Genomic DNA, 19,412 nt, shown 5'->3' on the forward strand with positions numbered 1-19,412 from the left:
CCCGCAAGGAGGGGAGCGCCCCGGGGCGGCACGCGTGTTCAGGGGGCCCGCCGTCCCGCGACGCGATCACCCGAGTCACCCGGGCCACCGGAGCGAGGCGGGGCCCTCATCCCGGCGGCAGTACCTCGCACAAGGCGTCCAGCGCGGCGCCGTACGCGTGCTCCGCCGGCGTCGCGTAGCCCACGACGAGGCCGTCCGGTGCGGCCGCCGGCGCCTGCGGATGACGGAACGCGGCCAGCCCGTCGAGGGCGACCCCCTGCCAGGCGGCGGCCTTGACCACGGACGGCTCGGTGCCCGGCGGCAGCCGCAGGACCGCGTGCAGGCCGGCCGCGATCCCCGTCACCTCGACATGCGGCGCGCGGGCGGCGAGCGTGGCGACGAGCCGGTCGCGCCGCCCGCGGTAGCGCTGCCGCATGCGCCGCACATGACGGTCGTACGACCCCGACGCCAGGAAGTCCGCGAGCGCCAGCTGGTCCAGGACGCTCACCCACGCCTCCCGCTCGCCCTTGGCCGCGAGCACCCCGTCCACGTACCGCTCCGGCAGGACCATCCACCCCAGCCGCAGCGCCGGGGACAGGCTCTTGCTGACGGAACCGATGTGGACGACCCGCTCCGGGTCCAGCCCCTGCAGCGCGCCGACGGGCTTGCGGTCGTAACGGAACTCCCCGTCGTAGTCGTCCTCCAGGACCACCCCTCCACGCGCGCGAGCCCAGTCGACGACGGCGGCCCGCCGCGACGGATGCAGGGGCCCACCGGTCGGGAACTGGTGCGCGGGAGTGAGGAGTACGGCCCTCTCCCGGCCCAACTCGCCTACCCGCGCGCCGTCTTCGTCCAGGGACAGGGGCACGGTGCGTACGGAGGCGGCGGCCAGCAGCTCGCGATGGAAGCCGAGGCCGTACGACTCCACGGCCAGCGGGCCCCGCAGCATCGCGCCCGGCCCCGCGAACAGCAGCCGCAGCGCGTGCGCGAAGCCGGAGCAGATCACGATCCGCTCCGGCTCGGCGCGCACTCCGCGCGCGCGGGCGAGGTACTCGGCGAGGGCGGCGCGCAGTTCCCCGCGGCCCGCGGGGTCACCGGGCCCGAAGACCTCGTTCGGTGCCTGCTGGAGGGCCCGCCGGTACGACGCCAGCCAGGCGGCGCGCGGGAACGACGAGGCGTCCGGCGTGCCCTGCCGCAGATCGTGCCGCGGCCCACGCGCGTGGGGCGGCGTCCTCTTCGGCACGCGTGCGCGGGACCCCGACGGCTCGGCGCGCTCGGCGACGCGCGTGCCGGAACCCTGACGGGCGGTGAGCCAGCCCTCCGCGACCAGTTCCGCGTACGCGTCGGCGACCGTGTTCCGGGCCACGCCCAGGTCGGCGGCGAGGGAGCGGTACGGCGGCAGCAGGGTCCCCGGCGCGAGCCGGCCCGAACGCACGGCCTCACGCAGCGCGCGGATCAGTGCGGCCCGACGCCCGCCCGTTTCCGTCCCGGACAGCTCCAGATGTAGATCCGCACCGATCCGCTCCGCTGAATTGACCCATGATTCCGCCACGGAAATGCACCCTACAAGGGGTCTATCGCGCCCCTAGATTCGAAGCATGACGACGAACACGGCAGAGACGAACACGACGGACGCGACACAGGCGGCGGGAGCGGTCGGGGCGAGGCCCGCGACCACGACCGTCGGCGCGGGCCGGCCCGGACGCATCGACTTCGCGAAGGCCGCCCCGAAGGTCTTCCGCGCGCTGATCGGCTTCGACGCGGCGGCCCGGCAGGGACTGGACCCGGCCCTCATCGAACTGATCCAGATCCGCGCCTCGCACCTCAACCACTGCGCCTACTGCCTCCACATGCACACCAACGACGCACGCAAGGCCGGCGAGAGCGAGGACCGTCTCCACATGGTCGCGGTGTGGCGCGAGGCCCCCCACTTCTTCACGCCGAAGGAGCGCGCGGCGCTGGCGCTCACCGAAGCGGTCACCCTGGTGGCCGGGGGAGGGGTCCCCGACGACGTCTACGCGGAGGCCGCCGCCCACTTCGACGACGGGGAACTCGCCCACGTCCTGGCGCTCATCCTGACCATCAACACGTGGAACCGGGTCGCCCTCTCGACCGCGAAGAAGGCGGGCACCGACACCCGGGCCTGACCCCCGGGCGGGCGCCCCTGCGAGGCGCGGCCTCGCGCCCGACGCCCGGGCGCCGCCCGTCAGGCGGTGAGGCGGTCAGGCGGTCAGCGGGCGGTCGTACGGACCGATCGGCTGCGGCAGCCGCGAGTGGCCCGTCAGCCGGCGGTCGACCGCGGCCGCCACCGCCCGGCCCTCGGCGATGGCCCAGACGATCAGGGACTGCCCGCGCGCGGCGTCACCGGCGGCGTAGACGCCGGGCACGTCGGTCGCGAAGTCCGCGTCCCGGGCGATCGTGCCGCGGGGGCCGAGAGCGACCCCGAGCTGGTCGATCAGGCCGTCGTGCGGATCGGGACCCGAGAAGCCGAGGGCGAGCAGGACCAGATCGACGGGCAGGGCGCGCTCGGAACCGGGCACCGGCCGCCGCTGCTCGTCCACCTCGACCAGGTGCAGGGCGCGCACGTGTCCGTCCGCGTCCCCGGTGAAGCGGAGCGTGGACGCCGCGAAGAGACGCGCGTCCGCGTCCGCGGCCGGCGAGGTCTCCAGGTCGCGGGCCTCCTCGTGCGCGGCCGAGAGGCGGTAGACCTTCGGGTACGTCGGCCACGGCTCGACGTCCTCGTCACGTGCCGCCCCGGGCTGGGCGTAGATGTCCAGCTGCGTCACGGACGCGGCACCCTCGCGCACCGCCGTGCCCAGACAGTCGGCGCCCGTGTCCCCGCCGCCGACGATGACGACGTGCTTGCCGGCCGCCGACAGCGGCGAGACCTCCAAGTCCCCTTCGCACACCCGGTCGGCGAGCGGCAGGTACTCCATCGCCTGGTGGATGCCGGCCAACTCCCGCCCCGGCACCGGCAGATCACGCCAGGCGGTGGCACCCAGGGCGAGGATCACGGCGTCGTAGCGCGCCCGCAGCTCCGCCGCGTCGACATCCCGGCCCACCGACACCGACGTACGGAACTTCGTCCCCTCCGCCCGCATCTGGTCGAGCCGCCGGCCCAGGTGCCGCTTCTCCATCTTGAACGCGGGAATGCCGTACCGCAGCAGGCCTCCGATCCGGTCGGCCCGCTCGTACACGGCGACCGTGTGCCCCGCCCGGGTCAGCTGCTGCGCCGCGGCCAGGCCGGTGGGCCCCGAGCCGATCACGGCCACCGTGCGCCCGGAGAGCCGGTCCGGCGGGCGCGGTGGCGCGAAGCCGTCCTCCCAGGCCCGGTCGGCGATCGCGACCTCGACGTTCTTGATCGTGACCGCCGGCTGGTTGATCGCGAGCACACACCCCGCCTCGCACGGCGCGGGACACAGCCGGCCGGTGAACTCGGGGAAGTTGTTCGTCGCGTGCAGCCGGTCGCTCGCCGCCCGCCAGTCGTCCCGGGACACGAGGTCGTTCCACTCGGGGATCAGATTGCCCAGTGGACAGGCGTCGTGGCAGAAGGGGATCCCGCAGTCCATGCAGCGGTCGGCCTGCGCTCCGATGATCGGCAGGAGCGCTCCGGGGACGTAGACCTCGTCCCAGTCCCGCACCCGTTCCGCTACCGGTCTGCGGGGCCATTCCTCGCGTGGAGTGGTGAGAAAACCCTTGGGATCGGCCATGGCCGTCTCCCTTGCGTGCGCGTGACGTGGGGGCGTGTTCTTTCGGCCACGATACGGCGTCACCGCACCCCCCGCCGCTCGGCTCCACCCGGTTTCCCCTGCTCGTGGGCCTACGGGCCGGTCATGGCCCCCGAGGGGAGGGCTGGGCGTGAGGCCGGATTCGAGGCTGAGGCTGAGCCCGCGGTGGTGCGGGAGCGGGTGCGGATGGGGTGGGAGCGCGCATGGGGGTGGCGGTGCGATGGGGTGGGGGCCGCGGTGGTGTGCGAGTGCCGGTAGCGGTGGGGGCTGACCGTGGGGACGGGACCGGGTACCGGGTCGGATGCGGGTGCGCGTGGGGTTCGACCGCGGTGGTGTGCGAGTGCCGGTAGCCATGCGGGGTGCCCGTAGAACCGGGACCGGTACCGGGCCGGATGGGGGCCGCGTGGTTCAGGTGAGGGCGAGGACGTACGACAGTGCGGCGAAGGCCGAGGCGACCGTACGGACGTGGTTCCACATCGTCCACTCGCTCACGTACGTGGGCCAGTACGCGGCGGCCTCCGGGGTACCGGGGTCCAGCTTGCCCAGCTCCTCGTTGCGCGGGACGTTCGCCACACTCGTCACGCCGAAGGAGCCGACCAGGTACAAGGCGCTCCCGAGCAGCAACTCCACCGTGCCCTCGTCCGGCCACACCACGAACGTGACCACCGCCAGCACCGCGCACAGCACCGCCGTCCCCAGGAAGACCAGCATGAACACCGGGGTCAGCGCCGCACCGTTGATGGCGTTCATGGCGGCAGCACCCTGCGCCGCAGGCAACTTGCCCAGCCCCTTCATCACGAACGTGGAGAACCCGCAGAAGACGCCGGCCACCAGACCGGTGCCGAGCACCCCCAGCACCGTCAGCACGAAGTAAGGCCCGTCGATCATGTCTGTTCCCCCGTCCAGCCCGAATCAGAGATCCTGCACGCCACTCACCGTCACGACAAGTGAAATCCCTCCGCGCCCCCATGACCATGGCCAGGCTGCGCACCCCCATACGCGAGCGTCCACGACACACACTGCATTTCACGCGCTGCATTTCACGCGTTGCACGTCACGCGTTGCACGTCACGCGCTGCACGTCACGCGTTGCTGGAACCGTCGTGTCACCGCGCCCGCGTCCCCGTTCCGCGAGCGCGGCATCATGGCACCGTGCGACTCGAACCGATCACCTGGGAACGGCTCGGCGATCTGCTCGCCGACCGCCTCCTCGACCTGAAGCCGAACGATGGCAGCCCCTGGCCGCGCGTCGCCTTCGACGGGGCGCCCGCCGGCCGCCCCGGCGACCTCGCGCACCGAGTGTCGGAGGCACTGCGCCTGCGTGGCCGGTCCTCGCGGGTCGTCGCGGCGGAGGGCTTCCTGCGGCCGGCCTCCCTCCGCTTCGAGTACGGCCACCAGGACGTCGACGCGTACTACGACGGCTGGTTCGACACCGGCGCCCTCTGGCGCGAGGTCTTCGGCCCCCTCGAGCCCGGCGGCGACGGCCGGATCCTGCCCGACCTGTGGGACCCGGTGACCGATCGCGCCACCCGCACGCCCTACGTCCAACTCCCGCCCGGCGGACTACTGTTGCTGCACGGCCCCCTCCTCCTGCACCACTGGTTCCCCTTCGACCTGACCGTCCACGTGCGCCTCTCGCCGGCCGCGCTGCGACGCCGCACCCCCGAGGCCGAACACTGGACCCTCCCCGCCTTCGAGCGCTACGAGTCCGAGGCCGACCCCGGTGCCGCGGCTGACGTCCTGGTGCGTGCCGACGATCCGCGCCATCCGGCGTGGAACGGCTGATCGAGAGCGGTTCACCCAAAGGGCTTTTATATGCACGTGCATGTAGTTAGTCTGTGGTCATGACACAGCCTTCCGATCACCCCGTCACCTTCGACGACTCCGTCCGCACCCTCCTCGACGGCAAGAACTTCGCCGCAGTCGCCACCCTCGGACCGGACGGCGCTCCCCAGAACTCGGTGGTCTGGATCAAACGGGAGGGAGACACCGTGCTCTTCTCGTCCACCGCCCGACGCCAGAAGGTGCGCAACCTCCTCCGCGACGCCCGTATCAGCCTGTCGGTCTTCGACCTCGCCAACCCCTACACCTCGGTCGAGATACGCGGCACCGCCCAGATCCTTCCCGACGAGCACAAGCGGCTCCCGCGCGAGCTCTCGCACAAGTACCTCGGCATCGACCCGCCCGCCGAGAAGGACGACGAGACCCGCGTGATCATCCGTGTCCTCCCCGAGAAGGTCGTGGGCTTCTCCGCGTGAGCCCTGCTCGGGGGCGAGCGCCGACCGCCCCGCCAGGGCTTACAACCGACCCGACCGACCGACCGACCGACCCGGCCCGGCCCGACCGGCTGGCTGACCGGTCGGCCCGGCCGGCTCCACGGGTTTCTGTGACCGCGCGACCGTTCGACCGGCTGTCGTGACTCTTTGGGTGACGGTGGTGACCTCGCGGCTGCCGGTCGTCGCGGGGCTCCGGGTGCGTCACCTTCCTGACCCGGCGAGAATGAAGGGCGCCGGGACTAGCGGTACCCGTCCGTGCCGCGCCGGCCGTCCGGCACCGGGAGGTACTCCATGACCACTGCCGGAGACATCATGCACCGTGGTGCCCAGTGGATCCCCGCCCACGAGACCCTCGATCGCGCCGCCCAGCTGATGCGCGAGCTGAACGTCGGCGCGTTGCCCATCAGCGACGAGAACGAGCGACTCTGCGGCATCCTCACGGACCGCGACATCGTCGTCGGCTGCGTCGCCATGGGCCACGACCCGGCACGCGTCACCGCCGGCGAGATGGCACAGGGCACCCCGCGCTGGATCGATGCGAGCGCCGACGTCGGCGAGGTGCTGGAGGAGATGCAGGGACACCAGATCCGCCGGCTTCCCGTCATCGACAACAAGCGCCTGGTCGGCATGATCAGCGAGGCCGACCTCGCCGAACACCTGACGGACGACCAGCTCGCCGTCTGGGTCGAGAGCGTATACGCCAAGAGCCCGACGCACTGACACCGCACCGTTCCTGTTTCTGTTCCAACGATGCCCCCTTTGCTGACGGCCCCTGGTCCGGCCCGCCGAGTGACAGTCCGCGCTGGAGCGGGGGCCGGTCGGTCTGCCTCAACGTGCTTTCTAGTGTTTTCTGCCTGAGTGCCTGAGTGCCTGAGTGCCTGAGTGCCTGAGTGCCTGAGTGCCTGAGTGCCTGAGTGCCTGAGTGCCTGAATCCCGCGGCGAGAACGCCTCAAAGCCAGCCGTTGCGCCGGAAGCCCCGGTAGAGCGTCAGGCACGCCAGGCTGATCACGCCTATGACCAGCCCGTAGCCGTATCGCCAGTGCAGCTCCGGCATGTGGTCGAAATTCATGCCGTAGACACCGCAGACCATCGTCGGTACGGCGATCACGGCGGCCCAGGCCGTGATCTTCCGCATGTCCTCGTTCTGAGCGACCGTCACCTGGGCCAGATGCGCCTGGAGGATCGAGTTCAGCAGTTCGTCGAAGGCGGCTATCTGCTCGGTGACGCGCAACAGGTGGTCGGAGACGTCCCGGAAGTAGGCCTGTATCTCCGGGTCGATCACCCGCATGGGCCGGCTGGCGAGGTCCAGCAGCGGGCGGCCGAGGGGGGCCACCGCCCGCTTGAGCTCCAGGAGTTCACGCTTCAGCTGGTAGATGCGCCCCGGGTCGGCCCGCGCGCCGTTCTCCGCGAAGACGTCCGTCTCCACCTGGTCGATGTCCTCGTGCACGGCGTCCGCGACGGTGAGGTAGTCGTCGACCACGTGGTCCGCGATCGCGTGCAACACCGCGGCCGGCCCCTTGCTCAACTGCTCCGGGTCGGCCTCCAGTGCCTCCCGCAGCGGGCCCAGCGAACCGTGCCGTCCGTGGCGCACCGTGATCACGAAGTCCTGGCCGACGAACACCATGATCTCGCCGGTGTCGACCACCTCGCTGGTCGCGGTGAGCTCCGAGTGCTCGATGTAGCAGACCGTCTTGAACACCGCGAACAGCGTCTCGTCGTATCGCTCCACCTTGGGGCGTTGATGGGCGTGCACCGCGTCCTCGACCGCCAGCGGGTGCAGCTCGAAGAGGTCGGCTATGCCGGCGAACTCCCGCTCCGTCGGTTCGTGCAGCCCGAGCCAGACGAAGCCGTCGTCGTGCTTGCGCACCTCTTTCACCGCGTCGACCAGATCGCGCCCGCCCGGGACCCGCTTGCCGTCCTTGTACGTCACGCAGTTGACCACCGCGGAGCCCAGCGGTGACCGGGCCGGATGGCTCAGGTCCACACGCGGTCGCCGTCGGGTCAGCCGCGCCATCCTGCGGAGGCCGCCCACCTTGCCGAGGCTCGTGACCTTCCGCAGATTCCCTGCCATGGACATCTGCATCTCCTCGCGTGGATCGCCTTGCGCCCCCATTGCGCCTTTCCGCGGCCAGTTTGCCAGCAGGTCTCGCAGGCCGGTGAGAGCCTGTGGGAACGGAGCGTTCCGTTTCGTTTCGGTGAGGGTGTGCGCCGGTTCGGTGGGCTCCTGGCCTCTCGGTGAGGGTGTCAGGTGGCGCTGCCGGCGTGCGCTGCGGCCCGGTGTCGCGGTCCGGGTGCGTCAACCGCACCGGACGAGTCGGGTAAATGGGATGATCTACCCGTGATTCGAACCGACAGGTATCTTCTGGACAACCGTCAGGCCGAGGCGGGGCAGCGCTTCGACGCCGTCGCCACTCTCTTCGACCCCACGACGTTCCGGCACCTCGAGCGCTTCGGCATCGGCTCCGGCTGGCGCTGCTGGGAGGTCGGCGCGGGCGGCACCTCGGTGGTCTCGTGGCTGGCCAAGAAGGTCGGCCCGACCGGGCGGGTCCTCGCCACCGACATCGACACCTCGTGGGTCTCCCTCGCCGCACGCCCGCCGGTCGAGGTCCGCGTCCACGACGTGGGCGTCGACGAACCGCCGGGGGAGGGTTTCGACCTGGTGCACGCACGGCTCGTCCTCGTCCATGTGGCGGACCGGGAGCGCGCCTTGAGGTCGATGATCAGGGCCCTGCGGCCCGGCGGCCGGCTCCTCGTGGAGGAGGCCGACCCGGCACTGCAACCCCTGCTCTGCCCCGACGAGCACGGCCCCGAGCAGCAGTTGGCGAACCGTCTTCGGGGTGGCTTCCGTGACCTCCTCGCCGAACGCGGCGGGGATCTGTCCTACGGCCGCAAGCTCCCGCGTCTGCTGCGCGAGGCGGGGCTGCGTCCCGTCGAGGCCGACGCGTACTTCCCCGTCACCTCGCCCGCCTGCGCCGCCGTCGAACTCGCGACGATCCGGCAGATCCGCGACCAGCTCGTCGGCGCCGGTCTCGCCACGGACCAGGACATCGACCGCCATCTGGCCAACGTCGCCACGGGCACCATGGACCTCACCACGGCGCCGATGGTCTCGGCGTGGGGGCGCAAGGTGTGACGGAGCGGCCGACGCCTGTGGGGGCACCGGCCGTTCACCCGCCCTGTCGGCCGCTCACCGCTCATCCGTCCGTCCGTCCGGCCACTGGCGTCGCCGGTGGTCTCCCGCCGACGCGTGCCACCGCGGTCGCTCCCGCCGCGCACCCCGCTGCCGCCGCCTCCTCCGGCCTCGCGCCCGTGAGCAGTGCGGCCAGGAACGCGCCGGTGAAGGCGTCACCCGCGCCGGTCGTGTCCACGGGCCTGGCCGGCACGGCGGGCACGCGGGCACACACCGTGCCGTCACGGGCGACCAGGGCCCCGTCGCCTCCTCGCTTCACGACCACCAGAGGGACGTGCCGGCTCAGCTTGGCCGCCGCGTCCGCCGGGTCGGGAAGCCCCGTCAGCAGACATGCCTCGTCCCTGCTGGGCAGCAGCACGTCGACGCCCTCGACGAGCCGGAGGAACCGGTCCACCCCCAGGTGCGCCAGGAATCCCGTCGACGCGGGATCCACGCTCACCAGCACACTCCGCGCGCGTGCCGCGTCCAGCGCCCTCGCCACCAGGGCGCGGCACGACTCGGAGAAGAAGAGGTAGCCAGACAGGTGCAGCCGGGCGACTCCGTCGAGCAGCGACGGCGCCCAGTCGTCCGGTGCGAGCCGCAGGGCCGCCCCGCTGTCGGTGAGGAACGTGCGCTCGGCCGCGGCACCCGTGTCCACCAGGCAGATCACCGTCCCGGTGGGTGCCTCGGAATCGACCACCAGGTGGGTGCGTACTCCGGAGGCCGTCAGCTCCCGCTCGTGCCAGGCGGCCGCGTCCCTGCCCACCCGCCCGAGGAGCCGTACGTCCGGACAGCCCCGGTGGGACGCCCAGCACGCCACGTTGGCGCCCGCACCGCCCGGCACCGTCCGGACCGCCGCCACCGTGTCCGTACCCGGTGCGAGCGGACCACGGTGCCGGGCGACGACGTCGGTGACGATGTCGCCCACGACCAGCAGGGCACCGCCCCGGGCACCCGTCCAGGCGTCCTCCCGGGACCCCGCTTCCCGGGCACCCGTCCGGGCGCCCTTCCCGGGCTCCGCTTCTCGGGGACCCTCGGCTCCGGGACCGGCTCGGTCCGCTGCCGTCACGCCCCGGCCCAGGCCGACGCGATCCTGGCGGCGAGCCGCACGTTGCCGCGTACCGCCGCCAGGTTGGCGCTCAGTGACGCGCCGTCGGTGTGGCGCACCAGGTAGTCGAGGAGGAACGGTGTCACGGCCTGGCCGGTCACTCCTTCCGCCTCGCACGCGTGCAGCGCGTCGGCCAGCACACGCGCGTGCAGTTCGGGATCGAGCTGTTCCCCCTCGGGCACGGGGTTCGCGACGACGAGCGCCGACTCCGGTCCGTCGACCGCGTCCTGAGCGCGCATCACGTCGGCCACCTCCTCCGGAGACCGGAGTGTCCAGTCCACCGGATGCCCCGAGTCGGCCAGGTAGAAGCCGGGGAATCGCTCGGTGCCGTACCCCGCCACCGCGACACCCAGGGTCTCCAGGCGCTGCAGGGTGGCGGGCACGTCCAGGATGGACTTCACGCCCGCGCAGACGACGGTGATCCGGGTACGGGCCAGCAGGCCCAGGTCGGCGGACTCGTCCTGCGTCACCGTCCACTGGCGGTGCACTCCGCCGAGCCCGCCCGTGGCGAACACCCGTACTCCCGCGCGGGCGGCCGACAGTGCCGTGGCCGATACGGTCGTCGCTCCGCTCACGCCGGCCGCCACGGCGAGCGGCAGGTCGCGGTGGCCCAGTTTCCGGATGCCGTCCTCGTTGGCGATCCGCTCCAGCTGGTCCTTGGCGAGCCCGACGCACGGCCTGCCGTCGAGGACGGCGATCGTCGCGGGAACGGCGCCCTCCTGCCGTACGACGTCCTCCAGCTCCAGCGCCACCTGCAGATTGCGCGGGCGCGGCAGCCCGTGGGCGATGATCGTCGACTCCAGGGCCACCACCGGCCGGCGCGCGTCGAGCGCCTCCCGCACCTCTTCGGACACCACGAACACGCGCCTGCCTCCTGTCGGTCGGTCTTCCCTCATCCCTGGCGGGCGGCGCGCCCGGCCAAACCCTTGCGACGCCCGGGATACGGCACCAGCCTGGGCGCATGACGGACAACACGACACGTCTCGACCACATCGTCCTCTGGGTCGGGGACCCGGTCGCCGCCGCCCGCTTCTACGAGGATGCGGTCGGCCTCGAACCACTGCGGGTCGCCGAGTTCGCCGAGGGCAAGGCGTCGTTCCCCTCGGTACGCCTCAGCGAGGAGACCATCTTCGATCTCGCGCCCTTGTCGCTGGCCGAGCGCATGACCATGGTCCCCGGTGCCGCGGACAGCGCGGGCCACCCCGTGAACCACGTCTGCCTCTCCCTGGAGGAGGACGATTTCGACGCGCTGCGGACCCGCCTGGAGGAGCGGTCCGTGCCGGTATCGGACTACTCGTACGGATCGTTCGGCGCCAGGGGAGAGGCGGTACGCAGCTTCTACTTCCGTGACCCGGACGGGAACGTCTTCGAGGCCCGGCACTACGCCTAGCAAGCTCCCCGTGCCGAGAAAAGGGGGCTCCACGCGCGCGTGGTGCCCCCTTCTGCGGTGTCCGGCCGGGCCGGGCCGCCGGCGGGCCCTCCGAGGCGCTGGTGCCGGAGGGAACCGCCTGCCGTCACCGGCCGGGCGCCCCGCTAGGGTGACCGCTCATGACCACGAAGAACCAGACCGTTCCGTCCTTCGCCGTGCACATCCCCGACGCCGAACTGGAGCCGGAGCCGCTCGACCCGGCTCAGATCGTCTCCGGTATGCCGGTCGTGACCGGCAAGGTGCTGTGGGAGTCGGCCGACGGCAAGCAGGTGCGCGGCATCTGGCAGATGACACCCGGCGTCGTGACCGACACCGAGGCCGACGAGATGTTCGTGGTCGTCAGTGGGAGTGCCACGGTCGAGTTCGACAACGGCGATGTGCTGAAGGTGGGCCCCGGCGACGCGGCGATCCTGCGCGAGGGCGACCGCACGACCTGGACGGTCCACGAGACGCTCCGCAAGGCGTACCACATCAGCCTCTGACCAGGCCGAGCACCGCGGACGAACGCCGCCTTGAGGGCGCCGTTTCGGGGGCGCCGGTCGCGGTCAGGTTCCTGCCACGGCCGTCCGGCGTCCGCGACCGGTGAAGACCATCAGTGCGGCGAGCGGCAGCAGCAGGCAGGCGGCGAGCAGGTTGAGCCATCCGTAGCTCGCCCGTGCCATGACGAGACCCGCGGCCGCGCCGCCGATGCCGGCCGCCGCGTTCATCAACAGGTCCGAGAGACCCTGGGCCGCGGCGCGGGCGGGCTGGGGCACGGAGTCCGTGAGCAGCGCCGAGCCGGACACCATCCCGGCCGACCAGCCAAGACCCAGCAGGAACAGTCCGGCGGTCGTCTGCGCGTGATCGCCGTCGGCCGTCCCGGCGAGCAGAGCCGCGCAGGCCAGCAGCCCCACCGCGAGACCGATCCCGGAGAGCCTGCCGAGCCGGTCGGACAGCCGCCCCATGAGCGGCGAGAAGGCGTACATGCCGGCGATGTGACAGCTGATCACGAAGCCGATCAGGTCGATGCCGGCGCCATGGTGATCGAGGTCGATCGGTGTCATCGACATGATCGACACCATCGCGGTGTGGCACACGGCCACCGTCCCCAGCGCCAGCCGCGCCCGCGGTGAGGCGGCGACGGCACGGACACCGGCCCGCAGCGAACGTGCCTGCGGCGTCCGCTCCTCGACGGGAGCCAGGGCGCGCGCCGTCAGCAGCGGGTCGGGCCGCAGCAGTACGGCCACGAGCACCGCCGAGGCGACGAAGACACCGGCGGCCCAGAGGAAGGGTCCCGCGGCCGCGGGTATCCCCAGGCCGGTGACACTGCGTCCCGCGGGTGCGGCGATGTTGGGACCCAGTACCGCTCCGATGGTGGTCGCCCAGACCACGTTCGAGATGGCTCTGGCCCGCCGGTCCGGCTCGGCCAGGTCCGCGGCCGCGAACCGCGCCTGCAGATTGGCCGACGAGGCGGCGCCGAACATGGCCATCCCGGCCAGCAGCAGCGGGAAGCTGCCGACGGCCGCGGCGACCACCACCACCCCGGCTCCCAGCGCCCCGATCAGGTACGCGAGCACCAGCCCCGGTCGCCGGCCGCGCGCGGTCATCAGTGCGGCAAGCGGCATGGACAGAACCGCCGTCCCCACGACGGTGGCCGTGGGAGCGAGCCCCGACAGGGACTCGGCACCGCTGATCTCCTCCGCCAGCACCACCGCGAGGGCGATGCCGGTGGCGACTCCGAGACCGCCGAGGATCTGACTCGCGATCAGCACCGCGGAGGTGCGGCGCCGCAGCGCGGGTATCGCGTCGACGTCCACCGGCACGGCGGACCGCTCCACGGCCGTCATCGCGGGCCTCCGGAAGCGACGGCGGACATCCCGGGTATCTCGGTGCGGCGAAGGAAGAGATTCACCGGCGCAGCCTCCCAGCTCGCGGCTTCCCGCGCACCGCGATTGTCGGGCGCACGCTCAGGCACACCTCGGCACCACGGTCCCGGCACGCGTGGCCCGGCTCGGCGGCGACGAGTGCACCGGCGCTCCTCGTTCCCCTCGCCCGCCTCCCCGGGTATCGGCACCCGGCACGCGTACTCCGCGGGCCCACGGCTCAGAACAGCGGCTCCGGGAGCACTCCCTCCAGGGCCAGCAGCTTCCGCTTGGTCTCCAGGCCGCCGCCGAACCCTCCGATGCCGCCGTCGCTCTCGACGACCCGGTGGCAGGGGACGACGACCGGCAGCGGGTTGGAGCCCATGGCGACCCCCACCGCCTGTGCCGCGCCCGGCTGACCGACCCGGCCGGCCAGATCGCCGTAGCCGACGACCGCTCCGAACGGGACACCCGAGGCCAGCTCCCGCAGCACCTGCCGGTTGAACCCGGATATCAGCGACCAGTCGAGCGGCAGCTCGAAGTCACGGCGCTCACCCGCGAAGTAGGCCCTCAGCTGGTCCGCCGCCTCGGACAGCAGGGGAGATCCGGGCGCCTCGACGGGCTCGGCTCCGAGACGGGACGCGAGCTTCCCGAGTGCCTTCTCCCGCACCGCGTCCGTGGCGTGGAACACGACGTTCACCAGGCCGTCGGGGGTGGCGGCCAGCAGCAGCGGCCCGATGTCCGTGCCCACGACGGTCCACACGACCTGCTGCTCGTACTGCCCGTGGCTGTCCATGCGACCACCGTACGGCGCGGCACTGACAACGCCCGGGGCGTGAACGCCGTCGGGCGTTCCCACCCCGGGCGGCACGGCCCGGGCACCGCGCTCGGCGGCTCCGGTCAGTACTCGCTCAGGGCCCGGCGGACCACGTCGGGCCGGTTGGTGATGACGCCGTCCACGTCGTAGCCGGCCACCCGGCGGGCGGTCTGCGCGTCGTCGACGGTCCAGGTGAGCATCTCCAGCGGCTTGCCGTGCGGCCCCTCGAAGGCGTGGACCGCGGCGACGTAGCCGGTGGAGATGGTGGAGTACGAGGAGTTGATCTGGTCGGCGAAGCGCGCGTACGCGGGCAGGTTGGCGACCGACGGCGTCCCCAGGATGGCGGTCTTGACGCCGGGACGCAGGTCGTGGACGGTGCGGACGGTGTCCACGCTGAAGCTCTGGACGATCAGCCTGCTCCTGAGATGACCGGAGTTGAGCCAGCCCTCGTTGCTCAGGACTTTCAGGGTCTGCCGCTCGATGCCCGGGTACAGCTCGGGGTTCTTGATCTCCAGGACGAGCTTCTGGTGGTTGCGCGAGACGCGGTTCACGTACTGCTTGAGCGTCGGCACGCGTGCGCCCGCGAAGCGCCGGCTGAACCAGCTGCCCGCGTCCAGCCGTGAGATCTCCCTCGCCGTGAAGTCCGACACCCTCCACGGTGCCCGGTCGGGATAGACCCTCTCGACATCGGTCGTGCGCGCCAGGGTGGCGTCGTGGACGACGACGAGTACGCCGTCCTTGGTGCGCTGTACGTCGTTCTCGACCCAGCTGAAGCCCAGGTCGTCCGCCTTGTCGACGGCGGCCAGGGTGTTCTCGGGCGCGTACGCGGAGGCCCCGCGGTGCGCCACGACGACCGGGCCGTCGTCGTGGGCGGCGTGGGCGGAGGTGGTGGGGAGTATCAGAACGGTGCCACCGAGAAGCGCGGCGGTCGTGGCGGCGGCAACGCGCGCGTGCATACGTACTCCTCGCGTCGAGTGATCACAGTCAGCACCAGAGTGACAGCAGAGTGTCAACACGAGGGGTGTGCGGAATGGCCGCGAATTGAATGGAGTTGCCCAAGTCCGTGCGCAGGGGCCTTCACAACTGGGGCAGGGCCGTGATTCTTTGCCGGAAAATCGTTCGACCATTCCGGTGGGGGTCATACTCTTCGCCACGACCCCGGCCGCTCCGGCGACGCCGAGGGCGGGGGCTTTTCAGGGCAAATCAGGATAGATCAGGGCGGGAAGGGCAACCGCGCATGCAGGGCACGGTCGACGGCTTCAGTTACGGATTCGTCACCCCGCTGGTGGCCTACCTCATGGCCTGCCTCGGAGGTGCGCTGGGGCTGCGCTGCACCACCAGATCGATGCTCGTCGCCCGTTCCTGGCGGCCGGGCTGGCTCGCGCTCGGCTCGGCGGCCATCGGCTCCGGGATCTGGACCATGCACTTCATCGCGATGATGGGCTTCTCCGTGGAGGAGAGCCCGGTGCGCTACGACAGGGCGCTCACCTTCGCGAGCCTCGGTGTGGCGATCGTCATGGTCGGCATCGGGATCTTCATCGTCGGATACCGGGGCGCGACCGGTACGGCTCTCTTCACCGGCGGCACCATCACCGGCCTCGGCGTCGCCACCATGCACTACCTCGGAATGGCGGGCATGCGCCTGAACGGGAAGCTCGAGTACAACACCCTCACCGTCTCCGCCTCGGTGGTCATCGCGGTCGTCGCCGCCACTGCCGCCCTGTGGGCCGCCGGACAGGTCCGCGGCTTCCTGTGGAGCGTCGGCGCCAGCCTCATCATGGGACTCGCCGTGACCGGCATGCACTACGCGGGCATGGCCGCCCTGAGCGTCCACCTGCACGGAACGGCCAGCACCCCGGCGGGCGACTCGCCGGCCGCCCTCCTCGCGCCGATGATGATCGGCCCCCTGGTCTTCCTCGGCCTGGCGGGCGTCGTCGTGATGTTCGACCCGCTGATGGTGATGGGCAGGCCCCACTGGGCGCCCACCGAGAACAGGCCCGGCGTCCCCGCCCGCGCCACGGTGCCGCACCCCGGCCACCGCCCGCCGTCCCACCTCGACCGGCGGCCCGGACACCGCGGCTCACGCACCCCGCAGAACTGGTGATCCGACCCCGTTGTCAGTGCGGGGTCGTACGGTTGAATGCATGCGGCCCGTTTCCAAGATCGAACGTTCGGTGGCGCCCTTCGAGGTCGTCAGCCCCTACCAGCCGAGCGGTGACCAGCCGACGGCCATCGCTGAGCTCGAGAAGCGCATCCGCGCAGGTGAGAAGGATGTCGTCCTGCTCGGTGCCACCGGCACCGGCAAGTCCGCCACCACCGCGTGGATGATCGAGCGGCTCCAGCGCCCCACCCTCGTCATGGCCCCGAACAAGACCCTGGCCGCCCAGCTGGCCAACGAGTTCCGCGAGCTGCTGCCGAACAACGCCGTCGAGTACTTCGTCTCGTACTACGACTACTACCAGCCCGAGGCCTACGTCCCGCAGTCGGACACCTACATCGAGAAGGACTCCTCGATCAACGAGGAGGTGGAGCGCCTGCGGCACTCCGCGACCAACTCGCTGCTCACCCGCCGCGACGTCGTCGTGGTCGCCTCGGTCTCCTGCATCTACGGCCTCGGCACGCCGCAGGAGTACGTGGACCGGATGGTCACCCTCAAGGTCGGCGACGAGATCGACCGCGACGACCTGCTGCGCCGCTTCGTCGACATCCAGTACACGCGCAACGACATGGCCTTCGCCCGCGGCACCTTCCGGGTCCGCGGCGACACCATCGAGATCTTCCCGGTCTACGAAGAGCTCGCCGTCCGCATCGAGATGTTCGGCGACGAGATCGAGGCCCTGTCCACGCTGCACCCGCTCACCGGCGAGGTCATCAGCGACGACAACCAGCTCTACGTGTTCCCCGCCTCTCACTACGTGGCCGGTCCCGAGCGCCTGGAGCGGGCCGTCAACGACATCGAGAAGGAGCTCGGCGAGCGCCTCGCCACCCTGGAGACGCAGGGCAAGCTCCTGGAGGCCCAGCGTCTGCGCATGCGCACGACGTACGACATCGAGATGCTCCGTCAGATCGGCTCCTGCTCCGGCGTGGAGAACTACTCGATGCACTTCGACGGCCGCGAGCCCGGCTCCCCGCCGAACACGCTGCTCGACTACTTCCCGGACGACTTCCTGCTGGTCATCGACGAGTCGCACGTCACGGTGCCGCAGATCGGCGCCATGTACGAGGGCGACGCCTCCCGCAAGCGCACTCTCGTGGACCACGGCTTCCGGCTGCCCTCCGCCCTGGACAACCGCCCGCTCAAGTGGGAGGAGTTCCAGGAGCGCATCGGCCAGGCCGTCTACCTGTCGGCGACGCCCGGCAAGTACGAGCTCTCGCGCGGGGACGGCTTCGTCGAGCAGATCATCCGCCCGACCGGCCTCGTCGACCCCGAGGTCGTGATCAAGCCCACCGAGGGCCAGATCGACGACCTGGTGCACGAGATCCGCAAGCGCACCGAGAAGGACGAGCGCGTCCTGGTCACCACGCTCACCAAGAAGATGGCCGAGGACCTCACCGACTACTTCCTGGAGATGGGCATCCAGGTCCGCTACCTGCACAGCGACGTCGACACCCTGCGCCGGGTCGAGCTGCTGCGCGAGCTGCGCGCCGGTGAGTACGACGTGCTCGTCGGCATCAACCTGCTCAGGGAGGGCCTCGACCTGCCCGAGGTCTCCCTGGTGGCGATCCTCGACGCCGACAAGGAGGGCTTCCTGCGCTCCGGCACCTCGCTCATCCAGACCATCGGCCGCGCCGCCCGAAACGTCTCCGGCCAGGTCCACATGTACGCCGACAAGATCACCCCGGCGATGGAGAAGGCCATCGACGAGACCAACCGCCGCCGGGAGAAGCAGGTCGCGTACAACAAGGAGCGGGGCATCGACCCGCAGCCCCTGCGCAAGAAGATCAACGACATCGTGGCGCAGATCGCCCGCGAGGACGTCGACACCGAGCAGCTGCTCGGCTCGGGCTACCGCAGCACCAAGGACGGCAAGCCGGCCAAGGCCCCGGTGCCCGCACTCGGCAAGGCCGCCAAGACCCGGGGGAAGAGCAAGGAGACGGTGCCCACCGACCGTCCCGCGGCGCAACTCGCCGAGCAGATCGAGTCGATGACGGAGCGGATGCGCGCCGCCGCGGCCGACCTCCAGTTCGAAATCGCGGCGCGGCTGCGCGACGAGGTGTCCGAGATGAAGAAGGAGTTGCGCCAGATGAAGGAGGGGGGCCTGGCCTGACGGCCCGGCACCCCGGCCGACGGCCGGTGCACCGCGCGCCGACCCTGCGGATGGACGCGCTGTGTTGCAAGACCGACACAAAGTCCGCCCCAGGGTTCGGCACTGTCAGTGCCGCTGCGTAGGGTTCTGGTCATCCGCGGACTCCGCGGAAACAGGGGACGGTTCGAGAGGGGAACAGCGCGTGACGGTCAACATGACCAAGGGTCAGGCCATCAGTCTGCAGAAGAACGACGGGGGCACCCTGACCGCGGTCCGTATGGGGCTGGGCTGGCAGGCGGCACCCCGGCGCGGCCTCTTCGGCTCGCGCACCCGGGAGATCGACCTCGACGCCTCGGCCGTGCTGTTCGCGGACAAGCAGCCCGTCGACGTCGTCTTCTTCCGGCACCTCGTCAGCGACGACGGCTCTGTTCGCCACACGGGTGACAACCTCGTGGGCGGCGTGGGCCAGGGCGGCGACGACGAGGCCATCCTCGTCGACCTCCAGCGGGTCCCGGTCCACATCGACCAGATCGTCTTCACCGTGAACTCGTTCACGGGTCAGACGTTCCAGGAGGTGCAGGACGCGTTCTGCCGCCTGGTCGACGAGACCAACGGCCAGGAGCTCGCCCGCTACACGCTCGCCGGCGGCGGCCAGTACACCGCGCAGATCATGGCGAAGGTGCACCGGGCCGGCACGGGCTGGCAGATGACGGCCCTCGGCACGCCCGCCAACGGCCGGACGTTCCAGGACCTGATGCCCGCGATCCTGCCGCACCTGTAGGCAGTACGGCGCGCAGCACCCGTAGCGAAGCGACATA

Annotated in this window: 19 protein-coding genes; 10 read left to right on the forward strand and 9 right to left on the reverse strand. The window is 71.3% G+C overall.

Annotation, left to right across the window (positions count from 1 at the left end; genetic code table 11):
- Positions 1-106: 106 nt before the first annotated feature.
- On the reverse strand, positions 107-1,531 hold the full coding sequence (gene pdxR / locus ACWGIS_RS24390) for a MocR-like pyridoxine biosynthesis transcription factor PdxR (RefSeq protein ID WP_453364586.1): 1,425 nt from the start codon (positions 1,529-1,531) through the stop codon (positions 107-109).
- A 46-nt stretch (positions 1,532-1,577) separates the two neighbouring features.
- Here pdxR and ACWGIS_RS24395 point away from each other — a divergent pair, with 46 nt between their 5' ends.
- Complete coding sequence (locus ACWGIS_RS24395) at positions 1,578-2,126, forward strand: carboxymuconolactone decarboxylase family protein (protein WP_453364587.1); 549 nt, start codon at positions 1,578-1,580, stop codon at positions 2,124-2,126.
- A gap of 75 nt (positions 2,127-2,201) precedes the next feature.
- On the opposite strand, the gene ACWGIS_RS24400 is transcribed toward ACWGIS_RS24395, so the two are convergent.
- Positions 2,202-3,689 carry a glutamate synthase subunit beta gene (locus ACWGIS_RS24400; protein ID WP_453364588.1) on the reverse strand — a complete coding sequence of 496 codons (1,488 nt, stop codon included), beginning with the start codon at positions 3,687-3,689 and terminating at the stop codon, positions 2,202-2,204.
- A gap of 426 nt (positions 3,690-4,115) precedes the next feature.
- Positions 4,116-4,595 carry an anthrone oxygenase family protein gene (locus ACWGIS_RS24405; protein WP_453364589.1) on the reverse strand — a complete coding sequence of 160 codons (480 nt, stop codon included), beginning with the start codon at positions 4,593-4,595 and terminating at the stop codon, positions 4,116-4,118.
- A 264-nt stretch (positions 4,596-4,859) separates the two neighbouring features.
- Between ACWGIS_RS24405 and ACWGIS_RS24410 the strand changes: the two genes are divergently transcribed.
- From ACWGIS_RS24410 to ACWGIS_RS24420, 3 genes are all read left to right on the forward strand, one after another.
- Positions 4,860-5,492, forward strand: coding sequence for a uridine kinase (locus ACWGIS_RS24410; protein ID WP_453364590.1), 633 nt, complete (start codon positions 4,860-4,862; stop codon positions 5,490-5,492).
- A gap of 59 nt (positions 5,493-5,551) precedes the next feature.
- Entirely contained in the window at positions 5,552-5,965 is a 414-nt protein-coding gene (locus ACWGIS_RS24415) for a PPOX class F420-dependent oxidoreductase (protein ID WP_453364591.1), read from the forward strand.
- A 309-nt stretch (positions 5,966-6,274) separates the two neighbouring features.
- Positions 6,275-6,703: a CBS domain-containing protein gene (locus ACWGIS_RS24420; RefSeq protein WP_453364592.1), complete on the forward strand. Its 429-nt coding sequence runs from the start codon at positions 6,275-6,277 to the stop codon at positions 6,701-6,703.
- A gap of 229 nt (positions 6,704-6,932) precedes the next feature.
- On the opposite strand, the gene ACWGIS_RS24425 is transcribed toward ACWGIS_RS24420, so the two are convergent.
- Positions 6,933-8,060 (reverse strand): magnesium and cobalt transport protein CorA, encoded by a 1,128-nt coding sequence (locus tag ACWGIS_RS24425; protein ID WP_453364593.1) that lies wholly within the window; start codon positions 8,058-8,060, stop codon positions 6,933-6,935.
- A 261-nt stretch (positions 8,061-8,321) separates the two neighbouring features.
- Between ACWGIS_RS24425 and ACWGIS_RS24430 the strand changes: the two genes are divergently transcribed.
- Positions 8,322-9,116, forward strand: a complete 795-nt coding sequence (locus tag ACWGIS_RS24430) for a class I SAM-dependent methyltransferase (protein ID WP_453364594.1) — start codon at positions 8,322-8,324, stop codon at positions 9,114-9,116.
- Between the two features lie 61 nt (positions 9,117-9,177).
- Here ACWGIS_RS24430 and ACWGIS_RS24435 read toward each other — a convergent pair whose 3' ends face one another.
- Positions 9,178-10,080 carry a carbohydrate kinase family protein gene (locus tag ACWGIS_RS24435; protein WP_453364595.1) on the reverse strand — a complete coding sequence of 301 codons (903 nt, stop codon included), beginning with the start codon at positions 10,078-10,080 and terminating at the stop codon, positions 9,178-9,180.
- 137 nt (positions 10,081-10,217) lie between these two features.
- The gene (locus ACWGIS_RS24440; protein ID WP_453364596.1) at positions 10,218-11,123 is read right to left on the reverse strand and encodes a pseudouridine-5'-phosphate glycosidase; all 906 of its coding nucleotides are present in this window, start codon (positions 11,121-11,123) and stop codon (positions 10,218-10,220) included.
- Between the two features lie 98 nt (positions 11,124-11,221).
- Here ACWGIS_RS24440 and ACWGIS_RS24445 point away from each other — a divergent pair, with 98 nt between their 5' ends.
- Positions 11,222-11,650, forward strand: coding sequence for a VOC family protein (locus tag ACWGIS_RS24445; RefSeq protein ID WP_453364597.1), 429 nt, complete (start codon positions 11,222-11,224; stop codon positions 11,648-11,650).
- A 158-nt stretch (positions 11,651-11,808) separates the two neighbouring features.
- Positions 11,809-12,171, forward strand: a complete 363-nt coding sequence (locus ACWGIS_RS24450; RefSeq protein WP_453364598.1) for a cupin domain-containing protein — start codon at positions 11,809-11,811, stop codon at positions 12,169-12,171.
- Positions 12,172-12,234: 63 nt separating this feature from the next.
- Here ACWGIS_RS24450 and ACWGIS_RS24455 read toward each other — a convergent pair whose 3' ends face one another.
- The 3 genes from ACWGIS_RS24455 to ACWGIS_RS24465 form a co-directional block, all read right to left on the reverse strand.
- Entirely contained in the window at positions 12,235-13,515 is a 1,281-nt protein-coding gene (locus ACWGIS_RS24455; RefSeq protein ID WP_453364599.1) for an MFS transporter, read from the reverse strand.
- A gap of 256 nt (positions 13,516-13,771) precedes the next feature.
- Positions 13,772-14,326 carry a methylated-DNA--[protein]-cysteine S-methyltransferase gene (locus ACWGIS_RS24460; RefSeq protein ID WP_453364600.1) on the reverse strand — a complete coding sequence of 185 codons (555 nt, stop codon included), beginning with the start codon at positions 14,324-14,326 and terminating at the stop codon, positions 13,772-13,774.
- Positions 14,327-14,430: 104 nt separating this feature from the next.
- Positions 14,431-15,303, reverse strand: coding sequence for a glycerophosphodiester phosphodiesterase (locus tag ACWGIS_RS24465; RefSeq protein WP_453364601.1), 873 nt, complete (start codon positions 15,301-15,303; stop codon positions 14,431-14,433).
- Positions 15,304-15,584: 281 nt separating this feature from the next.
- Here ACWGIS_RS24465 and ACWGIS_RS24470 point away from each other — a divergent pair, with 281 nt between their 5' ends.
- The 3 genes from ACWGIS_RS24470 (at position 15,585) to ACWGIS_RS24480 (ending at position 19,375) form a co-directional block, all read left to right on the forward strand.
- Positions 15,585-16,451: an MHYT domain-containing protein gene (locus ACWGIS_RS24470; RefSeq protein WP_453364602.1), complete on the forward strand. Its 867-nt coding sequence runs from the start codon at positions 15,585-15,587 to the stop codon at positions 16,449-16,451.
- A 40-nt stretch (positions 16,452-16,491) separates the two neighbouring features.
- Positions 16,492-18,615 (forward strand): excinuclease ABC subunit UvrB, encoded by a 2,124-nt coding sequence (gene uvrB, locus ACWGIS_RS24475; protein ID WP_453364603.1) that lies wholly within the window; start codon positions 16,492-16,494, stop codon positions 18,613-18,615.
- A 181-nt stretch (positions 18,616-18,796) separates the two neighbouring features.
- Positions 18,797-19,375 carry a TerD family protein gene (locus ACWGIS_RS24480; RefSeq protein ID WP_402383691.1) on the forward strand — a complete coding sequence of 193 codons (579 nt, stop codon included), beginning with the start codon at positions 18,797-18,799 and terminating at the stop codon, positions 19,373-19,375.
- Positions 19,376-19,412: the final 37 nt, after the last annotated feature.

The organism is Streptomyces sp. NPDC054842, from assembly GCF_053611025.1.